The following is an 18,014-nucleotide window of genomic DNA, read 5'->3' on the forward strand; positions in this document are numbered from 1 at the left end:
ACAAGCCAATAAAAATGGTGGGCCGTGCTGGGTTCGAACCAGCGACCAATTGGTTAAAAGCCAACTGCTCTACCGACTGAGCTAACGGCCCGTTGCTAAATCGCGAGGCGCGTATCGTACCCAAGTGCCAGAAAACTGCAATACTTTTTAAGCATTTACCCGAGGAAACCATGCCACGCCCCTTTCATTTAGCCTTCCCCACATCTGATCTTGCGCGTACGCGGGACTTTTACGTCGAGGCGCTGGGTTGTGCCCTTGGACGACAAGACGCCTCCTGGATCGACCTCGACTTCTTCGGCCACCAGCTGGTTTTTCATGAATGCGGGGGCTTCGTGTTACCCAAATCAAGCAATCCCGTAGACCAGGCCCAGGTGCCCATACCCCATTTCGGCGTAATTCTTGAGCCGATGGCTTTTGATCGTCTGGCGGAACACCTTGAACACCGAGTGGCGTTTTTGATCGAACCCACGGTCCGTTTTGCCGGGACGGCGGGTGAGCAAAAAACGCTGTTTTTCCTGGACCCCGACGGCTACGCGCTCGAATTCAAGAGCTTCGCCGATGATCGCTTTATTTTTGAGCCCTTCAGCGATGAAGGTCAGCCGTAGCGGGTTGGATCCTCGACACCGGCCTCTCGAAAACCGGCTCTGCGCAGCCGACAGCTGTCGCAGCGACCACAGGCGAGGCCCTCGCCATCAGGCTGGTAGCAGGACACGGTCAACGCGTAATCGACACCGAGCTCAGTGCCCGCGCGAATGATGTCGCCCTTGGTCATATCGATAATCGGCGTACAAACCGCCAGAGGATGACCTTCAACGCCCGCTTTGGTGGCGACAGCCGCGAGCGAGCGGAACGCGTCAATAAACGCCGGTCGGCAATCGGGATACCCCGAATAATCCACGGCGTTAACACCGATATGAATTTCATCGGCGTCCAGGACCTCGGCCCAGCCCAGCGCAATGGAGAGAAACACCGTGTTACGCGCGGGTACGTAGGTGACGGGAATCCCCTCGGTGGGCGAGGTAGGCACCGCGATTGATGTATCCGTAAGTGCGGAACCACCGATTGTGGAGAGATCCAGCTGAACGACTTTGTGCACGGTACCCGGCACGCTGGATGCCACATGCGCCGCCGCCTTGAGTTCCGCACGATGACGCTGACCGTAATCAAAACTCAGCGCAAAGCACTGTCGGCCCGCAGCGGCCGCCATTGCCAGCACGGTAGCGGAATCAAGCCCTCCCGAGACCAGCACCACCGCTTTTTTACTGCTCATTGCTGTTTTAGTGTCCTGGCGCATCGTTCCACAACAGTTTATGCAGCTGTAGCTGTAACCGCGCCGCCAGCCGATCATCGAGCAACCACTGGGCCAACTCGGCGGGTTCGACTACGCCATAGGACGGAGAGAACAACACGTCGGACACCCGGGTCGGCAGCTTGAACTCATCGAGTTTAAACCGGGCCCACTCGTAATCGGTGCGACTGCAAACAACAAATTTGATCTGGTCATGGGGGGTTAATTGCTCAATATTTGACCAGTCATTGCGATGGCACTCGCCGGAGTCGGGGGTTTTCAGATCCAGCACACGGCTAACCCGGGTATCCGCTCCGGCTATCGGCATGGCGCCACTGGTCTCCAGCGAGACGTCGTAGCCACGATCACACAGCGCGGTTAACAGCGATAAACACTCGGGTTGTGCCAGCGGCTCTCCACCAGTGACGCAAACTCGAGTACAGGAGAAGCCTGCAACCCGCTCCAGGATGTCGTCGAGGGTGGTGAGTTCGCCGCCGGAGAACGCATAGGCGGTATCGCAATAAACACAGCGCAGGGGACAGCCCGTCAAACGAACAAATACCGTGGGCAGCCCTACAGTGCGGGCCTCACCCTGCAACGAGTGAAAAATCTCGGTGATACGCAATGTCGTCGCAACCGCCATACCTTTAACTTAGGCCAATCAGAAGTTTTGATCGAGAAAATCCTGGGCCAGCTGCGCCGCGGGATGCCCCTTCTGACCGTACTCGCGGATCGCCCGGTCGAGATACTCTTTCGAACGCTGACGATTGCCCTTGATGTAATGCACCCGGCCCAGCTTGTAGAGCGCATCGGGGATCTTCGGGTTATTGGGGTATTGGTCGAGCAGCAGCTTAAAGCTCTGCCGCGCCATCTCGGGTTCAGCGGGATCAACCACCAGATAGAGCTCCCCCAGCCAGTAGTGCGCATTGGGCGCGTACCGGCCAAAGGGATAGTCACCCAAAAAGGCCTTGAAAGCCGAAACCGCAGGTGCGAATCGACGTTGCTTCACCAATTCATAAGCACTCTGATAAGCGGCTTCTTCGGCTGGCGTCGCCTGGACATCACTCGCACCCGAGCCCGCCACCGGCGGCGAAACTGACGGGGCTGTGCGTCCCGCATCGGCCGCAGCCGGATTAAGCGGAGCGCCGCCGGAGAGCCCAGCCAGACGTCGATCAATATCGATGTAACGCTCGAGGCTTTGCTCCTGTAGTTGCTGAATCTGCTGCGACTGCTCCTCAACTAGCCCGTTCAGGCGACGGACCTCGGCCTGTAACTGCTGGATCTGGATAACCAGATCGCCTGCATTGTTAATCGCCCCGCCCCCGTCAGCCTGAGATTCAACGATGGGCTCCGCTGCCAGCGTCGTTCCCGAATAGGGACGAATGCCAACGGCGGTCGAGCTGGGGTTGGCAGCGCCAGGCATGGGTGATGACGGGGCTTGCTGCAACCGTTGGCGCTCAGCAGCCGCGCGCTCGGCCTCAACATCGATGTAATCCTGCGCCCCTGCCGGGAACGACATCGCATAGACGAAAAAGCCGGCGACAAGCGCCGGCTTTACCGGAAGGTTCCAATTCAAGTTGAAGGTCCTCTTACTTGAGTTCTACCCGACGATTTTCGCTCCAGTTCGCCTCACCAGAGCCAAAGGCGATCGGGTTCTCTTCCCCGTAGCTGATGGTCTCGATACGGTAGCTGGGCACCCCATTCGCCACCATGTAATCGCGCACGGCGTTGGCACGGCGCTCGCCCAGCGCGAGGTTGTATTCACGGGTTCCACGCTCATCGGTATGACCCTCGAGCCGGATGCTTTCATCGGAAACGAGCAGCAGGGCGATGTGGGCATCAATGGCCATGCGCGACGCGTCGTTGAGCTCAGAGCTGTCAAAGGCGAAATAAAACACACTACCGGCCGCCATTGCCGCGTCTTTAAGACGATCCTGCTCAGCCATGGCCGCGGCACGGGCCGCCTGCGCTTCGGCTTCGGCCGCCGCCTGTTGTGCGGCTGCTTCAGCAGCAGCGGCCTCGGCGGCGGCTGCCGCTTCCTGCTCTTTGGAGTCAGTGCCAGAACACGCCGCCAGAATCAGTGAAGCAAAAGATACAGCGACGAGTTTTCCAGCGTTTGAAACTGCTTTCATGGGATTCTTCCTATGGTTTTATTAATCAAAACAATACAGACGCCTAATGTAGCGTATGTCTACCTGGTTTGTTTAGGGCTTTAGAGGGTATTTTACCCCCCTAATCCCCGTTTAGCGATAAAAATAAGGCGACCAGGCCGGCTCCTGGACATGACCTCCATCCCTGGCGGGTAAACTGAAGCGAACACCCCCATCAACAGCGACGGCACCCAGAATGCCCTTGTCATCACGCTTGGTGGCATAAAGGACGATCGATCCGTTGGGCGCGATACTCGGACTTTCATCGAGGCTGGTTGAGGTCAATATGGTCAGCCGGCTGGTGACGAGGTCATGAACGGCAATGTGGTACTGACCGTTCTGCTGGTGCACCAGGGCTACATTGCGTCCGTCCTGAGCCACCCTTGCACGGGCATTGTAGCTCCCCTCAAAGGTGACACGGGTAATCTGGCCGCTGCTTAAGTCGTAACGGTAGATTTGGGGCCGGCCACCACGATCGGAGGTAAACAGCAGGGATCGGCCATCGGGCATCCAGGTCGGCTCGGTATCGATGGCGTAATGCCGGGTCAGTCGGCGTAACTTTTTACTGGCCAAATTCATCAGGTAGATATCGGGGCTGCCATCCTTGGAGAGCACCATTGCCATCGAGTTGCCATCGGGAGACCAGACAGGGGAATTGTTGAGGCCCTTAAAATTAGTCAGTTGCTCCCGAACGCCGGTACGCAGATTCTGCCGATAAATGGCGGGGCGGCTGGTCTCGAACGACACATAAGCCACTTCACTACCATCGGGGGACCACGATGGCGCCATAATAGGATCACGGCCTTCAAACAATACGATGGGCCTGGCGCCATCGGCATCTGAGAGTACGAGGCGATAAAAGTCCTTACCGTTCGGATTTCGCGTCACCGAGACATAAAGCAGGCGGGTGGCAAAGGCCCCGGGGATGCCCGTCAGCCGCTCATACACCGCATCGGCGATCTGGTGGGCCAGCATGCGAATTTCCTGAACCGAACCGGATACCGTCCCGGAATCAATCTCCAGCTGTCGGATCGCATCGAACAATTGGTATTCGATTCGCACCGGACCATCGCCGGACCTGGCGCCGGACACCCGACCGATCAGCACGTACTCACTGGATAAGGCGCGCCAGTCACGGAAATAAATATCGCTCGCCCGGTCGGGAAAACTCAGCATGTCGCGACGGCTGACCGGCGCGAACTGGCCGCTGCGCGCCAGATCTGAATCAATAATCCGCGCCACATCGTCGGGCGCCGTGCCCACCCCCTGCCAACCGAAAGGCACCACGGCGATAGGCGTGGGATTGTCGACCCCCTGGTTGATCTCAATTTGCAACTGGGCCGAGGCGCCAGCGCTTAATACCAGTGCCAACAAACCCACAAAAACGGCGAAACGACGCATCAGTACCTCAAGTCCTCTGGACGGAAAATCAATTGAAATCGACGAAAATCGCGTTCAAAGAGGTTGGGCTTTAGCTGCGCCACCTCTGGAAAACGACCGGCACGCTCCACCGCGCTGATCGCACTGCGATCGAAGGCGGTGTTACCACTGGATTGAAGCACACTTACACCCACAACATCACCCGTGGGCACCAGCTGAATCTCCAGCCTGGCCACCATACCGTTGCGGGCACTGGGAGGACGAGTCCAGCGGCTGACTACCGCCTGCTGGATAACCGCAGCCACAGTGTCGGTCATCGACGCGTTGGTCCCTGCCGCAGCAGTGGTCTCTCTATCGAGGACCGCATCCATCTCTGTCCGGGTTAACGCAGCCAACTCCGTTTCGGTAAATTCAGGCTTGGGTTCAGGAGTGGGTTCGGGTGGCTTCTGTTTTACTGTCGTGTCAGGGGGTGGCGCCTGCTTTTTAGGCTGAGGTTTCGGTTTCGGCGGTGTCTTCTTAGGCGCTGGCGCCTTCTTTTTCGGTGTCGCTTTGGGGGCAGGCGGCTGCTTTTTGGGGCGCAGCTGTTCCGCTGAAATAATGGTGGCCTGAATCGCTCTTGGCTTTGGAGTGGCGGCAATCACCGTCTTGGTCTCCGGCCAACGCAGGGTGAGAAAGGCAATCAGAACAGCGTGCAACAACACCGTCGCCGCCAGGGGAAAACCAATATAAAACGTCCGATCCATGGCCACCCTCAGGGCTCCACGGGGCTCTCGGTGACCAGCCCAACCGAGGGGGCACCCGCCTCCTGTAAGGCCGTCATAACCGTGACACGCGCCCGTACGCAACGGCCTCGTCACCCCAGACCAATACCGGTTTATCGGGGTTGCGTCGCAGTACTGCACCCACACGCTGGCGGATGGTGGCCAACTCCAGCGCCTGCTTGCCGTCGCCGCCAAGGTTGAGGAAGAGCGCGCCCGCAGCATCCACAGAAACAATAAGGGGTTCGCTGTCCTGGTTATCAACCGGCGCCGCATCGGCCTTGGGCAGGCTGACTTCCACGCCCTGCATGAGCATTGGTGCCGTCACCATGAAAATAATCAGCAGCACCAGCATGACGTCGATGTAAGGCACTACATTGATTTCCGCGACGGCTCGCCGTTTGCGCATGATGACTCAGCCCCGATTTCGCGAGCGAACCGCGTAGGATTGACGCTGCAAAATACCGGAGAACTCATCGACAAACGTGTCGTACCTATTGATCAGGCCATCGACCCTGGCGGCAAAACGGTTATACGCCAGCACCGCGGGAATAGCGGCAAACAGCCCCATGGCGGTGGCAATCAACGCCTCTGAAATGCCCGGAGCCACAGCGGCAAGGGTGGCCTGGGTAGCATTGGCCAGCCCTCGAAAGGAATGCATTATCCCCCAGACGGTGCCGAACAGCCCGATGTAGGGACTGGTGGAGCCCACCGAGGCAAGAAAGGGCAAATGCATCTCCAGACGATCACCCTCCCGTAAGGTGGCGACGCGCATCGCTCGCCGTGCACCCTCGAGCACCGCATCAGCATCGATGTCAGACTGCTGGGATAAACGGGAAAACTCCTTAAAACCAGCGCGGAAGATGCTCTCAATACCCGTTGGCGGTTGGCCATCGTTAACCGCCTGATTGCCCTCGCGATACAGCTCGGCCAGATCAACGCCAGACCAGAACTGTTCCTCGAAATCGAGCAGGGCATCATCGGTCCGGCGCAGCAGGATCATCCGCTGCACAATCATGTACCACGAAGTGACCGATGCCAGCACCAGCAGCAGCATGACCAGCTGCACCGTAATACTGGCCCCTAAAATCAACTCGATCAGACCGAGTTCTTCGTTCACAGGTTTCTCCCTTGTTAGTCGCTGTCGCCCACCGACACCGCCCTGTTAAGTGTCCGGCGCATTTCCGCCGGCATGCGCCGTGCTACACCTTCTTCCCTCGCCACCGTGGCGATGGTCACCGTGCCCTCGGCGAGCACGGCGTCGTCATCGCGGCGAACACTCTGGTTAAAAACGACTTTCGCAGCACCGGCACTCACTATCGACGCCGTCACCTGAAGGCAATCATCGAGCCGAGCCGACTGTTTATAGTCGACACTCACTCCTGTGACCACAAACATCAGGTCATCATCGAGCAAAGCCGCCTTGTCGTAACCCAACGTACGCATAAACTCGGTTCGCGCTCGTTCGAAGTATTTCAGATAGTTAACGTAGTAGACGATGCCGCCCGCATCGGTATCTTCAATGTAGACCCTGACCGGCAGGGAAAATTCCCCCGTCATTCCGCCTCCCCATCGAGGGGCTCCAGCGGCAGTGCAGCGGTGCCCGGGACCTCAGGAGGCCGCAAACCGAAGTGGGCATAGGCATTGCGGGTGACCATTCGGCCCCGCGGCGTTCGGATAATGTAACCCTGCTGTATCAAATAGGGTTCCAGCACATCTTCGAGGGTGCCTCGCTCCTCGGATAAGGCCGCGGCCAGACTGTCGATACCCACCGGCCCGCCGTCGAATTTTTCAATCAGCATCAACAACAAACGCCGATCGAGGTGATCGAGACCCAGCTGATCGACATTGAGCATATCGAGAGCACGGGCTGCCACGTCGGCGGTGATCGCTCCATCGGCCTTGACTTCGGCGTAGTCCCTGACGCGCCGGAGTAGTCGGTTGGCGATCCGGGGTGTGCCCCGGGCGCGACGTGCAATTTCCCGGGCGCCCTGTTCATCAAGAGAAATCGACAAAATGGTCCCCGACCGCAGAACAATACGCGTCAAATCATCGACCTCATAAAATTCGAGGCGCTGTACGATGCCAAAACGATCCCGAAGCGGCGACGTTAGCAAACCGGCCCGCGTCGTTGCACCCACCAGCGTGAAGGGCGGAAGGTCGAGCTTGATAGAGCGCGCCGCAGGCCCTTCACCAATCATAATATCGAGCTGGTAGTCCTCCATGGCGGGGTATAGCACCTCCTCCACATAGGGGCTAAGCCGGTGAATTTCATCGATGAAAAGCACGTCGCCCGGCTCAAGATTAGTCATCAATGCCGCAATATCACCGGCCTTCTCGAGTACGGGACCACTGGTGGTCTTCAGCGACACCCCCATTTCATGGGCGATAATGCTGGCCAGTGTGGTCTTACCCAGGCCGGGAGGGCCAAAAATCAGAGTGTGGTCCAATGGCTCCCCGCGCCCTTTCGCGGCGCTGAGGAAAATCTCCATCTGCTCCCGAACCACGCGCTGGCCGAGATAATCCGCGAGGGTCTTGGGTCGAATCGCCCGATCAACGGCCTCCTCGTTACTGCCCTCGGGGTTGGCCGCTATCAGCCGGTCTGTTTCTATCACCGCTGACTCCTCGGTGCTGCAGCCTGCAAAGCGCGACGAATAAGCTGTTCGCTGGATGCGCCTGAATCATCCACCGAAGCCACCAATCGACTGGCATCCGCCAGTTTATACCCCAGCGCCACCAATGCCTGCTCGGCTTCTTCACGGGCATCGTCCGGAGCCGGACCGGGGGCAACGCCAACCGTCGTCGCCATTTCCGGACTCAGTTCGCCCAGCCACTTACCCGCCTTATCCCGCATCTCCACAAGCAGGCGCTCAGCGGTTTTCTTGCCTACCCCGGGCAAGGCGACCAGCGACGCCACGTCATCACGCTGCAAACATCGGGAGAACTCCCGGGCGTCCATGCCCGACAGCAGGGTCAGCGCCAGACGCGGCCCTACCCCGCTGACCTTGATCAATTCGCGAAACAGGCGTCGATCCACCTCACTGACGAAACCGAACAGCTGCTGGGCATCCTCGCGCACCACAAAATGGGTCACCAGACTGACTTCGGTGCCAATATCCGGTAATTGAAAGAGCGTCGTCATGGGCACCTGTATCTCGTAGCCGACACCGCCCACATCGACAACAATCTCAGGGGGGTGTTTGGCGGCGAGAATCCCGCGGATACGACCAATCATCGGCGACCCTCGCGTAAACGTCGGCCCGCAGTGCGGGTCGCGGTGGTGCGCAACAGCGTGCTGCGTGTGTGGATATGACATAAGGCAGCAGCCAATGCATCGGCCGCATCCTCCGCCGGCGTCGCCGGGAGCTGCAGTAGCCGCGTCACCATATGCTGTACCTGTTGTTTATCGGCGCCACCGGTTCCCACAACGGCCTGCTTGATCTGGCGCGCCGAATACTCGTGCACCGCCATATCACGCTGGACACAAGCCACCATGGCAGCACCACGGGCCTGACCAAGCTTCAGTGCGGAACCCGCATTATGGGCCATGAAAACCTGCTCGATGGAGAGTTCGGTCGGCTGATATTCATCAATCAACTCGTTCAGCGAGGCAAACAAAACCCCCAGCCGGGTCGCCAATTCGGCCTCCACGGGTAACCGAATGACACCGCTGGTGACATAGGTCGAGCGGCCGGATACCAAACGAATGATTCCAAATCCGGTTTTTCGTGAGCCGGGATCAATCCCGAGTATGACTGTCATGGTCGCGCCGGTTGCATGGCCACATTCTGACGCAAAGAAGCCCTCACGTCATGCGCGCCGGTGATCACAACGCGTCCAGCACCTCGTCGGGGATATCAGCATTGGTATAGACGTTCTGAACGTCGTCGAGATCCTCGAGCATGTCAACCAGCCCGATCACGGTCTCAGCACCTGACACATCCACGGGCACCGTCGTGCTGGGAATCATCGTGACCTCGGCGTTGGCGGGCTCAAGACCGGACTCGACCAGCGCCGCCTTTACCGCGCCGACGTCTTCCCAGGGGGTGGTGACGTCGAAGGAACCATCGTCGTGGCCCTCAATATCCTCGGCACCGGCTTCCAGTGCCACCTCCATCAATTGCTCTTCGTCGACACCCGGTGCAAAGCTAATCGAACCCTTGCGCTCAAAAAGATACGCTACCGAGCCATCGGTGCCGAGATTGCCGCCCCTTTTGGAGAACGCGTGACGCACCTCGGCCACGGTCCGATTGCGATTGTCGGTCATCGCCTCAATGAGAACCGCAACTCCACCGGCGGCATAGCCCTCGTAGGTCAGCTCTTCCATGTTTTCGCTGTCGGTATTGCCGGCGCCCCGGTCAATCGCACGATCGATGGTATCCCGGGTCATATTGGCCCCGAGCGCCTTGTCCACCGCCGCGCGCAGCCGCGGGTTATCCTCCACCAGCGGACCGCCCTGCTTGGCGGAAACCACGAGTTCACGAATAAGCTTGGTAAACAGCTTCCCGCGCTTGGCATCCTGGGCCGATTTTCGGTGCTTGATATTCGCCCATTTACTGTGACCTGCCACGTATCCCTCCCTCAGGCGTTACTGTCGTCGGCCGGCTTCTTGTCAGACCCGCGCAAACGAATATTGAGTTCCTTGAGCTGCGCTGGAGAGACCTCTCCCGGCGCATCGGTCATCACGCAGTGAGCAGACTGGGTCTTGGGAAAAGCGATCACGTCGCGAATCGAATGGCCGCCCACCATCAGGGTAATCAGCCGGTCCAGACCAAAAGCCAGCCCGCCATGGGGTGGCGCTCCGTACTGCAGTGCCGACAGCAGGAAGCCGAACTTCTCCTCCGCCTCTTCCGGGCCAATCCCGAGCAGATCAAATACCGCCTGCTGCATGACCTGATCGTGGATACGGATACTGCCCCCGCCAATCTCACTGCCGTTCAGCACCATGTCGTAGGCTCTGGACAGGGCGTTGGCGGGATCCGCCTTGAGGGTTTCCACATCGCACGCCGGCGCGGTAAAGGGATGGTGCAGTGGGGTCAGATCACCGTCCGCGTCGTTTTCAAACATGGGGAAATCCACCACCCACAATGGTTTCCAGTCATCGCTCACACGACCGAGGTCCTCAGCGACCTTGATGCGCAGTGCACCCAGAGCTTCATTGACCACCCGGGCCTTGTCGGCACCAAAGAAGATGATATCGCCATCGGCGGCACCGAGCCGCTCAAGTAGCTGCTCTACCACGGCATCGGGCATGAACTTGAGGATGGGTGACTGCAGACCACTCACCCCTGCGGCGCGGTCGTTGACCTTGACCCAGGCCAGGCCGCGGGCACCATATATACTGACGAATTTGGTGTAGCCATCGATGTCCTTGCGACTCAGGGTGGCGCCACCCGGGACGCAAAGCGCTGCCACGCGACCCTCGGGGTCCTTTGCAGGACCGCTGAATACCTTGAAGTCGACCTCCTGCATCAGGTCTGAAATCGATACCAGCTCGAGATCGATACGCAGGTCAGGCTTGTCCGATCCGTACCGGTCCATGGCCTCGTGCCAGCTCATATGTGGAAAATCCGGGAGGGTGACGCCCAAGTGATCCTGGAACAGCGACTTGACCATGCGCTCGGTGATATCCATGACATCGCGCTCTTCGAGAAACGACGTCTCGATATCGATCTGGGTGAACTCTGGCTGTCGATCAGCCCTTAAGTCTTCATCGCGGAAGCATCGGGCAATCTGGTAGTAACGATCAAAACCCGCCACCATGAGCAACTGCTTGAACAATTGCGGTGATTGCGGCAGGGCAAAGAATTCACCGGGGTGTGTGCGGCTGGGCACCAGATAATCCCTGGCGCCTTCCGGTGTGGCCCGAGTCAGAATGGGGGTCTCTATGTCCAGAAAACCCTCCCCCTCGAGGAAGGCTCTCACGCCGTAGGTAATCTTGGACCGTGCGATGAGATTGGACTGCATCTCGGGGCGCCGAAGGTCCATATAGCGATACTTAAGCCGAACGTCTTCGCCGACACTGGTATGCGCATCCAGCTGAAACGGAGGGGTGACCGCCTCGTTAAGAATTTCAAGGGACTTCCCCAAAACCTCGATCGCACCTGTCGCCATGGCGGGATTCACGGTTTCCGGGCTACGAGCCCGAACGCGGCCAGTAATTTTCAGGACGTACTCGGGTCTTACCCGGTCAGCGCGCTCGAAATGCTCCTCGGTATCGGGGTCAAACACCACCTGGACGATGCCCTCACGATCCCGCATGTCGAGAAAGATGACCCCGCCGTGATCCCGACGGCGGTCAACCCAGCCGCATAGGGTGATGGTTTGGTCGATCAATGACTCATCGATAGAGCCGCAATAATGGGTGCGCATGGTTATCCGCTGTCCGTTCAGAATGGCTGTTGTTTCAGGAGGAGCTTTTCGCCGTCGCCGCGGCATCCGCCCCGGGCTTTTTGGCTGCACCTTCCGTCGAACCGGCCGACTTCTCGGCGGTATTGGTTTTGGCACCGTCTGCGCCTTTTTCACCGGCAAGATTTTTCTTGTTGCCGGTCTTAAAATCGGTTTCGTACCAACCGCCGCCTTTAAGCCTGAATACCGGGGCGCTGATCCGTTTCTTCAGGGCCTGCGCTCCGCATTCCGGACACTCGGTCAGCGCGGCGTCAGCAACTTTCTGGATGGCTTCCAGTGAATGGTGGCACTGGCCGCATTGATACTCATAAATAGGCACGGTCTGGGACTCCTCAAAACACCCATGGGGGCTTCTAGAAATGAGGCGCGTCAGGGTGAAAAACAAGGGGCCGGAGACTACCCCAAAGCCCGGGCCGAATAAAGTAGTAGTAATGTAAAGGGGCGGCGTCGCTAAACGGCGACTATTGTTGTGTTTACCGGTCTGGCGGCGGGATCTCGAAGTCGAAGAATCAGAAAATTTCGGGGACAGGAGGGATAGCAATGAGGCCAGACACCGACCTCAACGGCGGGGAACGAAGTACCGGGCCCTCTCTACACATACTTCTCTAAACGACTACGCGTAACTAGCGGGCCCGGCGAAAACCGACCTGAAGTGGCCGGTGATCTGCGATCAGGAGTTAGCGAACTCCTTCATTTTCTTCAGCGGCCGAATTTTAACCGCAGTGCTGGCGGGCTTGGCCTTGAACATGGTCTCCTCGCCGGTAAACGGGTTAATACCCTTGCGTGCTTTAACAGCAGGCTTGCGTACTGTGGTGACCTTCATCAGACCCGGCAATGTAAACTCGCCCACTGCGCGCTTCTTGATGCTGCCCTGGATCAGGCTTTCCAGCTCACCGAGAACATCACCGACCTGCTTTTTGTTCAGGCCCGTGCTCTCTGCAATCGACCCGACAATCTGGGTCTTAGTCATCTTTTCACGGATCGCCTTCACTTTTACTGGCGCCGCCGCTGCCTTCTTGGCGGGTGCTTTTTTGGCCGCTGCTTTTTTCTTGGCGGGTGCTTTCTTCGCTACTTTCTTTTTCGTTGCCATGCGCTATCTCACCTTGTTTGGGTTGCCCGAAGATTGTCAACCGTCGGAACGTGCCTAAACCACTGCCATTTCCGTACAGTTCGAGCGATTAAAAACCACTCAACACTATAAAACAAGGGTTTTTTGCCAGTTAACAACAAAAAATCGCTATTTTTATAGCTTTTCACGGTTCTTAAATCAAAGCGGCAAGGTTTCTGGCCGCCAGAGTGGAACGGCGATTAGAATAGAGCATTCCCATTTATGGAGCTCTCCATGCGCGCGTCTCAGTTTCCACTCTTCACTCTGAAAGAAACGCCTTCCGATGCTGAAATTATCAGCCACCAGCTGATGCTGCGGGCGGGAATGATTCGTCGCATTGCCGCAGGAATTTATACATGGATGCCACTCGGACTCAGAGTGTTGCGCCGGGTTGAAGCGGTGGTGCGGGAAGAAATGAATAACGCAGGGGCGCTCGAAATTACCATGCCAGTGGTGCAACCCGCGGAACTCTGGCAGGAGTCTGGCCGGTGGGAGCAGTATGGACCGGAGCTTGCCCGACTGCGGGATCGCCACGACCGGGAGTTCTGCCTGGGACCGACTCATGAGGAGGTGGTGTCAGCGCTCGCCCGCAGTGAGATCAAGAGTTACAAGCAATTACCCCTGAATCTTTACCAGATACAAACCAAGTTCAGGGACGAAGTGCGCCCTCGTTTCGGTGTTATGCGCTCCCGCGAATTCATCATGAAGGACGCCTACTCTTTCCACGTCGACCAGGCATCGCAGGAGGAAACCTACTGGCGCATGCACGACGCCTATAGCCGCATCTTCAATCGCCTGTCCCTCGCGTTCAGGCCGGTGGAAGCGGACACGGGGTCGATTGGTGGTAACCACTCCCATGAGTTCCACGTCCTCGCCGACTCGGGAGAAGATGCCATCGCCTTTTCTGACACCAGCAGCTACGCGGCGAATGTCGAACTCGCACCCACCATGCCCGCGGCAGAGCCGGTGGCTGATGCCAGTGAGGCACTGGAAAAAATCGCGACGCCCAATGTCACGACCATCGCACAACTGGTGGATGCCCATCACTTACCGATGGAGCAGACCGTCAAAACGCTGTTGGTTGCCGGCGAAGCCGAGGGGGAGTTGATTGCCCTGGTCGTACGGGGCGATCACCGGCTCAACGATATCAAGGCGGAGAAGATACCCGGTGTTGCGGAGCCACTATTGATGGCCGAGGAAGCAGTCGTCCGCGCCCGCGCAGGCGCCGGATTTGGCTCGCTAGGGCCGGTGGACCTCGACACCCGCATCATTGTGGATTACGCCGCCGCTGCGCTCGCCAGCTTCGCCTGTGGCGCGAATGAGGACGGCTTCCATCTGACAGGAGCTCATTGGAACCGCGATGTGGGTAACTTCGAAACCGCCGATCTGCGCGAAGTCGTTGCCGGTGATCCCAGCCCCTGCGGAGAGGGCAGCCTGGAAATCTGCCGGGGCATCGAGGTCGGCCATATTTTCCAGCTTGGCACCAAATACAGCGAAGCCATGGGGGCCGAAGTGCTCGATGAAAACGGCAAGAGTACCGCGATGGCGATGGGGTGTTATGGCATCGGGATCACACGGATTGTTGCCGCCGCGATCGAGCAGAATAACGACGACAACGGGATTATATGGCCCGTCAGTATGGCGCCCTTCACCGTCGCCCTGGTGCCGCTCAATATGGGTAAATCCCAAGCCGTCGCGGACGCCACGGAAGATCTCTACAGCGCGTGTGTCGAAGCGGGAATTGATGTCTTTATGGATGATCGGGATCAACGTCCCGGCGTCAAGTTTGCCGAGATGGAGCTCATAGCATCCCCGTTCGAGTCACCATTGGCGATCGCTCGCTCAAGAAAGGGTGGTGGAGATACAGCGCCCGTTCGGATAGTATTAGCAGTAACACCCCCCTGGCAGAAGCCCTAGTGACGATCAAGGACTTACTGGCCGACGGCTGAGCATGGTCAGCTTCGCTCTCAAACACGGCCTGCGACAGCGCCCGGGGACGCTGCTGCTGTTCTTTTTAGGCCAGTGGCTCCTCGGGCTTGCACAGGCGCAGCCAGAACCGATCGATGACCGCGCCGCCCTGCGCGAATTTCTGAGTCACACCATCCGCGATGCGAACAGCTTTGAGGATCGCTTTGACGCAGAAGTCTGGCTGCTTGATATGCAAAATCGCCTGACCCCCTTTATCGACACCCCCGAGGAGCGATTGGCGCTGCTTCGCGAGGTGCACCACGCGGCAACGCAAAGTGAATTGCCACCCGAGCTGGTCCTCGCGGTCATCGAAGTCGAGAGCAGCTTCGATCGATTTGCCATTTCACGGGTGGGCGCACAAGGCCTTATGCAGGTCATGCCCTTTTGGAAAAATGAAATTGGTCGCGATGACGATAACCTGACGCAAACCACCACTAATCTCAATTATGGCTGCCGAATCCTGCAATACTATCTGCAGCGGGAGTCGGGCAACCTGCGCCGGGCACTCGCCGCCTACAATGGCTCGCTGGGCAGTCATCGATACAGTGATAAGGTATACCGCGCCTGGGCGAATCGGTGGCGGACCCTGCCGCTGGATTGGTAGCGCCACTACTAACAACGAACCAAGACTCGACGGAGCAGAGTGAGGGGCAGTTTTTGGTCGATCTCAAAACACTGAATCGATGGAACGTTGATCTGGCCCGGGTCATTGAAACTCTGGGTACCGACGATTTCTTCCCGACGCTTTTTGAGGCGCTGCGGACTCAGGTGAAGCTGTCCTACCCCCAGGCCTGGCTATACCATCGTGATCTGCCACCACAGATTCTCAGTCATGACATTCCCAAGCGGGCAGTAAAACTGCAGATTGATCGCTACCTGGAGGGACCTTATCAGGAAGACCCCTTCTACCAGACTTCGATCGCGAGTCCGCGCAGCCATATCTACCGCCTGGGTACCCTGACCTCAGGCAAACTACCTGACTCGGGTTACTACCGCGACTACTATCAGGACACGGATACCGTCGACGAGGTCATGTTTCTGTCGCGCCTCGATGGCGGTAGCGTGACCAATCTCTGTGTGATGCGGCTCCCCCAGCAGGGGCCGTTCACCCAGGACGAATACGACCTGCTCTACGCACTCGCCGAGCCCGTTGCCGCAGTGATAAAGTCGCACTGTCTGCGCGATGATTTTGCGGTTCGCAACCTCCTTAAGCCGGGCATTGACCACCAGATTGACATCGCCTTCAGTTCTTTCGGTGCTTCTTACGTCAGCGGGAGAGAGCGGGAGGTGCTGGAGCTGATGCTACGCGGTTATGGCACCGCGACTTCCGCTGAGCGCCTGGGCATTTCAGTCGAAACCGTACGCCGACACCGCAAGTCCATTTACGGCAAGCTCGATGTAAATTCCCAGGCGGATCTGTTCTCACTATTTATCAATACCATGCCGTTTATCGGCCAGGCCGGAGGCGAGGACCCACTGAAAATCTACATGGGTTGAGCCCCGGCCGTGCCCCATTCAGGGCATTGTCCTGCGGCTCCCCCACGCCCAGAATAGGAAGGTTATTCTATCCCCGGTATTCGTCCTATGGACCGCGAAGTCGAATTGTTCCTCAAAGCCTACCCGGCGGTAACCATGGTCGAAGCACTGATCACGGACTGCAATGGCGTTGCCCGAGGCAAGTGGATACCCAAAACCAAGTTAAACACCGTAACCCGTAGCGGCCTGAAACTGCCGAAGTCGGCATTGGCACTGGATATCTGGGGTCGCGATGTCCCCGAACTGGCCTTTGAAAATGGCGATATGGACGGTTATTGCATGGCAGTGCCCGGCTCACTGACCCCGGTCCTTGGACCCAATGGGGTGAATCAGGCGCAGCTACTCATGACAATGACCGACGAAGAGCACGCCCCTTTTATGGGTGACCCTCGACAGGTTCTGAGTGGGGTCATCGATCGATTCAGACGCATGGGCCTGCGCCCTTGCGTCGCCGTTGAGCTCGAGTTCAGCCTGTTGCCAGACCCCGGTAAGGAAGGGCTGCTGAGCGATACTATGGCTTCAAAGCACGACGTGGGTGGGAATCTCTACGCCCTGAATGAGCTTGATCGCGTCGAGCCGATGCTCGATGCCCTGCGCGCGCTGTTTGAAGTACAGGGCCTTCCGTATGAAGGCATCATCAAGGAAGCCGCACCCAGCCAGTTTGAAATCAATATGGCCCACAGTGCTAAGACCATGCAGGTCGCCGACCATATTATTAAAATGCAGCGGGGAATACGGACGATAGCCAAGCGCTTTGGACTGATTGCATCATTTATGCCCAAGCCGATGGATAATGTCCCGGGTAATGGTATGCACGTCCATTGCAGCCTGCTCGACAAGCGAAACAACAATATTTTTAACGATGGCACCGATGCCGGAAGCCAGCACTTGCGCCACGCCGTTGGCGGTGCGTTGGACATGATGGCCGACAGCATGTTGGTGTTCGCGCCAAGCTACAACGCGTACCGCCGGTTCCAGCCGGGGAATCATGCGCCAACCTTTCCCGCCTGGGGTATGGATAATCGCACCACAGCCGTCCGTATCCCCGCCGGGCCACACCAGGCGAAACGCATTGAACACCGCGTCGCCGGCGCCGACGCCAACCCGTACCTGACACTCGCGGTAGTGCTCGCCGGCGTCCTGAAGGGCCTCGACAGTCAGAATGAGCCCCCCGAACCCATAGCGGGTAATGCCTACGACCAGCAGCCCGAGGGCGATACGCTGCCAACGCTGATGGGGGACGCCATCGACCGCTTCAGCAGCTCCGAGGCGATAGCCAACTTCCTAAGCCCTCAGTTTCAGCGGATCTACGCCCTCACCAAGCGTCAGGAACTGGCCGAATTCGGCAGTCGAGTCACCGAATTCGAGCTCAAAACTTACCTGGAAATCTGAACCCCCCCTACCTTCCCTGCGTATAT

General features: G+C 58.2%; 20 protein-coding genes, 1 tRNA gene and 1 pseudogene. 5 read left to right on the forward strand and 17 right to left on the reverse strand.

The window, feature by feature from the left end; translation table 11 throughout:
- Window positions 1-15 precede the first annotated feature (15 nt).
- Window positions 16-91, reverse strand: a tRNA-Lys gene (locus NOR51B_RS02645).
- 79 nt (window positions 92-170) lie between these two features.
- On the opposite strand from NOR51B_RS02645, the gene NOR51B_RS02650 reads away from it, so the two are divergent.
- On the forward strand, window positions 171-605 hold the full coding sequence (locus NOR51B_RS02650) for a VOC family protein (protein WP_040482275.1): 435 nt from the start codon (window positions 171-173) through the stop codon (window positions 603-605).
- Here the strand turns inward: NOR51B_RS02650 and queC are convergent.
- The 16 genes and pseudogenes from queC to NOR51B_RS02730 form a co-directional block, all read right to left on the reverse strand.
- Window positions 596-1,270, reverse strand: coding sequence for a 7-cyano-7-deazaguanine synthase QueC (gene queC / locus NOR51B_RS02655; protein ID WP_009020092.1), 675 nt, complete (start codon window positions 1,268-1,270; stop codon window positions 596-598). The genes NOR51B_RS02650 and queC overlap by 10 nt on opposite strands.
- A gap of 7 nt (window positions 1,271-1,277) precedes the next feature.
- Window positions 1,278-1,931 (reverse strand): 7-carboxy-7-deazaguanine synthase QueE, encoded by a 654-nt coding sequence (queE, locus tag NOR51B_RS02660; protein WP_009019412.1) that lies wholly within the window; start codon window positions 1,929-1,931, stop codon window positions 1,278-1,280.
- A gap of 18 nt (window positions 1,932-1,949) precedes the next feature.
- Entirely contained in the window at window positions 1,950-2,864 is a 915-nt protein-coding gene (gene ybgF, locus NOR51B_RS02665) for a tol-pal system protein YbgF (RefSeq protein ID WP_009019490.1), read from the reverse strand.
- A gap of 13 nt (window positions 2,865-2,877) precedes the next feature.
- Window positions 2,878-3,420: an OmpA family protein gene (locus NOR51B_RS02670; protein ID WP_009021380.1), complete on the reverse strand. Its 543-nt coding sequence runs from the start codon at window positions 3,418-3,420 to the stop codon at window positions 2,878-2,880.
- Between the two features lie 111 nt (window positions 3,421-3,531).
- The gene (gene tolB / locus NOR51B_RS02675) at window positions 3,532-4,839 is read right to left on the reverse strand and encodes a Tol-Pal system beta propeller repeat protein TolB (RefSeq protein WP_009021281.1); all 1,308 of its coding nucleotides are present in this window, start codon (window positions 4,837-4,839) and stop codon (window positions 3,532-3,534) included.
- Window positions 4,839-5,561, reverse strand: a complete 723-nt coding sequence (locus NOR51B_RS02680; RefSeq protein WP_009019085.1) for an energy transducer TonB — start codon at window positions 5,559-5,561, stop codon at window positions 4,839-4,841. The genes tolB and NOR51B_RS02680 overlap by 1 nt, the downstream gene beginning before the upstream one ends.
- Window positions 5,562-5,569: 8 nt before the next feature.
- A pseudogene (gene tolR, locus NOR51B_RS02685) lies at window positions 5,570-5,985 on the reverse strand (protein TolR).
- Between the two features lie 6 nt (window positions 5,986-5,991).
- Window positions 5,992-6,696, reverse strand: a complete 705-nt coding sequence (tolQ, locus tag NOR51B_RS02690) for a protein TolQ (protein WP_009021611.1) — start codon at window positions 6,694-6,696, stop codon at window positions 5,992-5,994.
- A 14-nt stretch (window positions 6,697-6,710) separates the two neighbouring features.
- Window positions 6,711-7,136: a tol-pal system-associated acyl-CoA thioesterase gene (gene ybgC, locus NOR51B_RS02695; protein WP_009019249.1), complete on the reverse strand. Its 426-nt coding sequence runs from the start codon at window positions 7,134-7,136 to the stop codon at window positions 6,711-6,713.
- Window positions 7,133-8,191, reverse strand: coding sequence for a Holliday junction branch migration DNA helicase RuvB (gene ruvB, locus NOR51B_RS02700; protein ID WP_009019710.1), 1,059 nt, complete (start codon window positions 8,189-8,191; stop codon window positions 7,133-7,135). Before ruvB ends, ybgC begins: the two co-directional genes overlap by 4 nt.
- Window positions 8,188-8,811 carry a Holliday junction branch migration protein RuvA gene (gene ruvA / locus NOR51B_RS02705; protein WP_009018979.1) on the reverse strand — a complete coding sequence of 208 codons (624 nt, stop codon included), beginning with the start codon at window positions 8,809-8,811 and terminating at the stop codon, window positions 8,188-8,190. Before ruvA ends, ruvB begins: the two co-directional genes overlap by 4 nt.
- Complete coding sequence (gene ruvC / locus NOR51B_RS02710; RefSeq protein WP_009019656.1) at window positions 8,808-9,338, reverse strand: crossover junction endodeoxyribonuclease RuvC; 531 nt, start codon at window positions 9,336-9,338, stop codon at window positions 8,808-8,810. The genes ruvA and ruvC overlap by 4 nt, the downstream gene beginning before the upstream one ends.
- Window positions 9,339-9,402: 64 nt before the next feature.
- Window positions 9,403-10,146 carry a YebC/PmpR family DNA-binding transcriptional regulator gene (locus tag NOR51B_RS02715; RefSeq protein WP_009021311.1) on the reverse strand — a complete coding sequence of 248 codons (744 nt, stop codon included), beginning with the start codon at window positions 10,144-10,146 and terminating at the stop codon, window positions 9,403-9,405.
- 11 nt (window positions 10,147-10,157) lie between these two features.
- Window positions 10,158-11,948: an aspartate--tRNA ligase gene (aspS, locus tag NOR51B_RS02720; RefSeq protein WP_009019846.1), complete on the reverse strand. Its 1,791-nt coding sequence runs from the start codon at window positions 11,946-11,948 to the stop codon at window positions 10,158-10,160.
- 34 nt (window positions 11,949-11,982) lie between these two features.
- On the reverse strand, window positions 11,983-12,303 hold the full coding sequence (locus tag NOR51B_RS02725; protein ID WP_009021733.1) for an FmdB family zinc ribbon protein: 321 nt from the start codon (window positions 12,301-12,303) through the stop codon (window positions 11,983-11,985).
- Window positions 12,304-12,654: 351 nt separating this feature from the next.
- Entirely contained in the window at window positions 12,655-13,074 is a 420-nt protein-coding gene (locus NOR51B_RS02730) for an HU family DNA-binding protein (protein ID WP_009018866.1), read from the reverse strand.
- A 252-nt stretch (window positions 13,075-13,326) separates the two neighbouring features.
- On the opposite strand from NOR51B_RS02730, the gene NOR51B_RS02735 reads away from it, so the two are divergent.
- The 4 genes from NOR51B_RS02735 to NOR51B_RS02750 all read left to right on the forward strand — a co-directional run bounded on the left by NOR51B_RS02735 (window position 13,327) and on the right by NOR51B_RS02750 (window position 17,988).
- Window positions 13,327-15,009: a proline--tRNA ligase gene (locus tag NOR51B_RS02735; protein WP_326544566.1), complete on the forward strand. Its 1,683-nt coding sequence runs from the start codon at window positions 13,327-13,329 to the stop codon at window positions 15,007-15,009.
- A 34-nt stretch (window positions 15,010-15,043) separates the two neighbouring features.
- Complete coding sequence (locus tag NOR51B_RS02740; protein WP_009019218.1) at window positions 15,044-15,664, forward strand: lytic transglycosylase domain-containing protein; 621 nt, start codon at window positions 15,044-15,046, stop codon at window positions 15,662-15,664.
- A gap of 53 nt (window positions 15,665-15,717) precedes the next feature.
- The gene (locus NOR51B_RS02745; RefSeq protein ID WP_009018982.1) at window positions 15,718-16,557 is read left to right on the forward strand and encodes a helix-turn-helix transcriptional regulator; all 840 of its coding nucleotides are present in this window, start codon (window positions 15,718-15,720) and stop codon (window positions 16,555-16,557) included.
- 87 nt (window positions 16,558-16,644) lie between these two features.
- Entirely contained in the window at window positions 16,645-17,988 is a 1,344-nt protein-coding gene (locus tag NOR51B_RS02750; protein ID WP_009019306.1) for a glutamine synthetase family protein, read from the forward strand.
- The last annotated feature ends 26 nt before the right edge of the window (window positions 17,989-18,014 follow it).

Origin of the sequence: Luminiphilus syltensis NOR5-1B (genome assembly GCF_000158175.1) — a bacterium.
In the GTDB taxonomy this organism is placed as follows: domain Bacteria; phylum Pseudomonadota; class Gammaproteobacteria; order Pseudomonadales; family Halieaceae; genus Luminiphilus; species Luminiphilus syltensis.

Coding starts and splice junctions, on each gene's coding strand:
- NOR51B_RS02650 (WP_040482275.1), top strand. CDS start 171: ATGCCACGCCCCTTTCATTTAGCCTTCCCCACATCTGATCTTGCGCGT.
- queC (WP_009020092.1), bottom strand. CDS start 1,270: ATGAGCAGTAAAAAAGCGGTGGTGCTGGTCTCGGGAGGGCTTGATTCC.
- queE (WP_009019412.1), bottom strand. CDS start 1,931: ATGGCGGTTGCGACGACATTGCGTATCACCGAGATTTTTCACTCGTTG.
- NOR51B_RS02670 (WP_009021380.1), bottom strand. CDS start 3,420: ATGAAAGCAGTTTCAAACGCTGGAAAACTCGTCGCTGTATCTTTTGCT.
- tolB (WP_009021281.1), bottom strand. CDS start 4,839: ATGCGTCGTTTCGCCGTTTTTGTGGGTTTGTTGGCACTGGTATTAAGC.
- NOR51B_RS02680 (WP_009019085.1), bottom strand. CDS start 5,561: ATGGATCGGACGTTTTATATTGGTTTTCCCCTGGCGGCGACGGTGTTG.
- ybgC (WP_009019249.1), bottom strand. CDS start 7,136: ATGACGGGGGAATTTTCCCTGCCGGTCAGGGTCTACATTGAAGATACC.
- ruvA (WP_009018979.1), bottom strand. CDS start 8,811: ATGATTGGTCGTATCCGCGGGATTCTCGCCGCCAAACACCCCCCTGAG.
- ruvC (WP_009019656.1), bottom strand. CDS start 9,338: ATGACAGTCATACTCGGGATTGATCCCGGCTCACGAAAAACCGGATTT.
- aspS (WP_009019846.1), bottom strand. CDS start 11,948: ATGCGCACCCATTATTGCGGCTCTATCGATGAGTCATTGATCGACCAA.
- NOR51B_RS02730 (WP_009018866.1), bottom strand. CDS start 13,074: ATGGCAACGAAAAAGAAAGTAGCGAAGAAAGCACCCGCCAAGAAAAAA.
- NOR51B_RS02735 (WP_326544566.1), top strand. CDS start 13,327: ATGCGCGCGTCTCAGTTTCCACTCTTCACTCTGAAAGAAACGCCTTCC.
- NOR51B_RS02740 (WP_009019218.1), top strand. CDS start 15,044: ATGGTCAGCTTCGCTCTCAAACACGGCCTGCGACAGCGCCCGGGGACG.
- NOR51B_RS02750 (WP_009019306.1), top strand. CDS start 16,645: ATGGACCGCGAAGTCGAATTGTTCCTCAAAGCCTACCCGGCGGTAACC.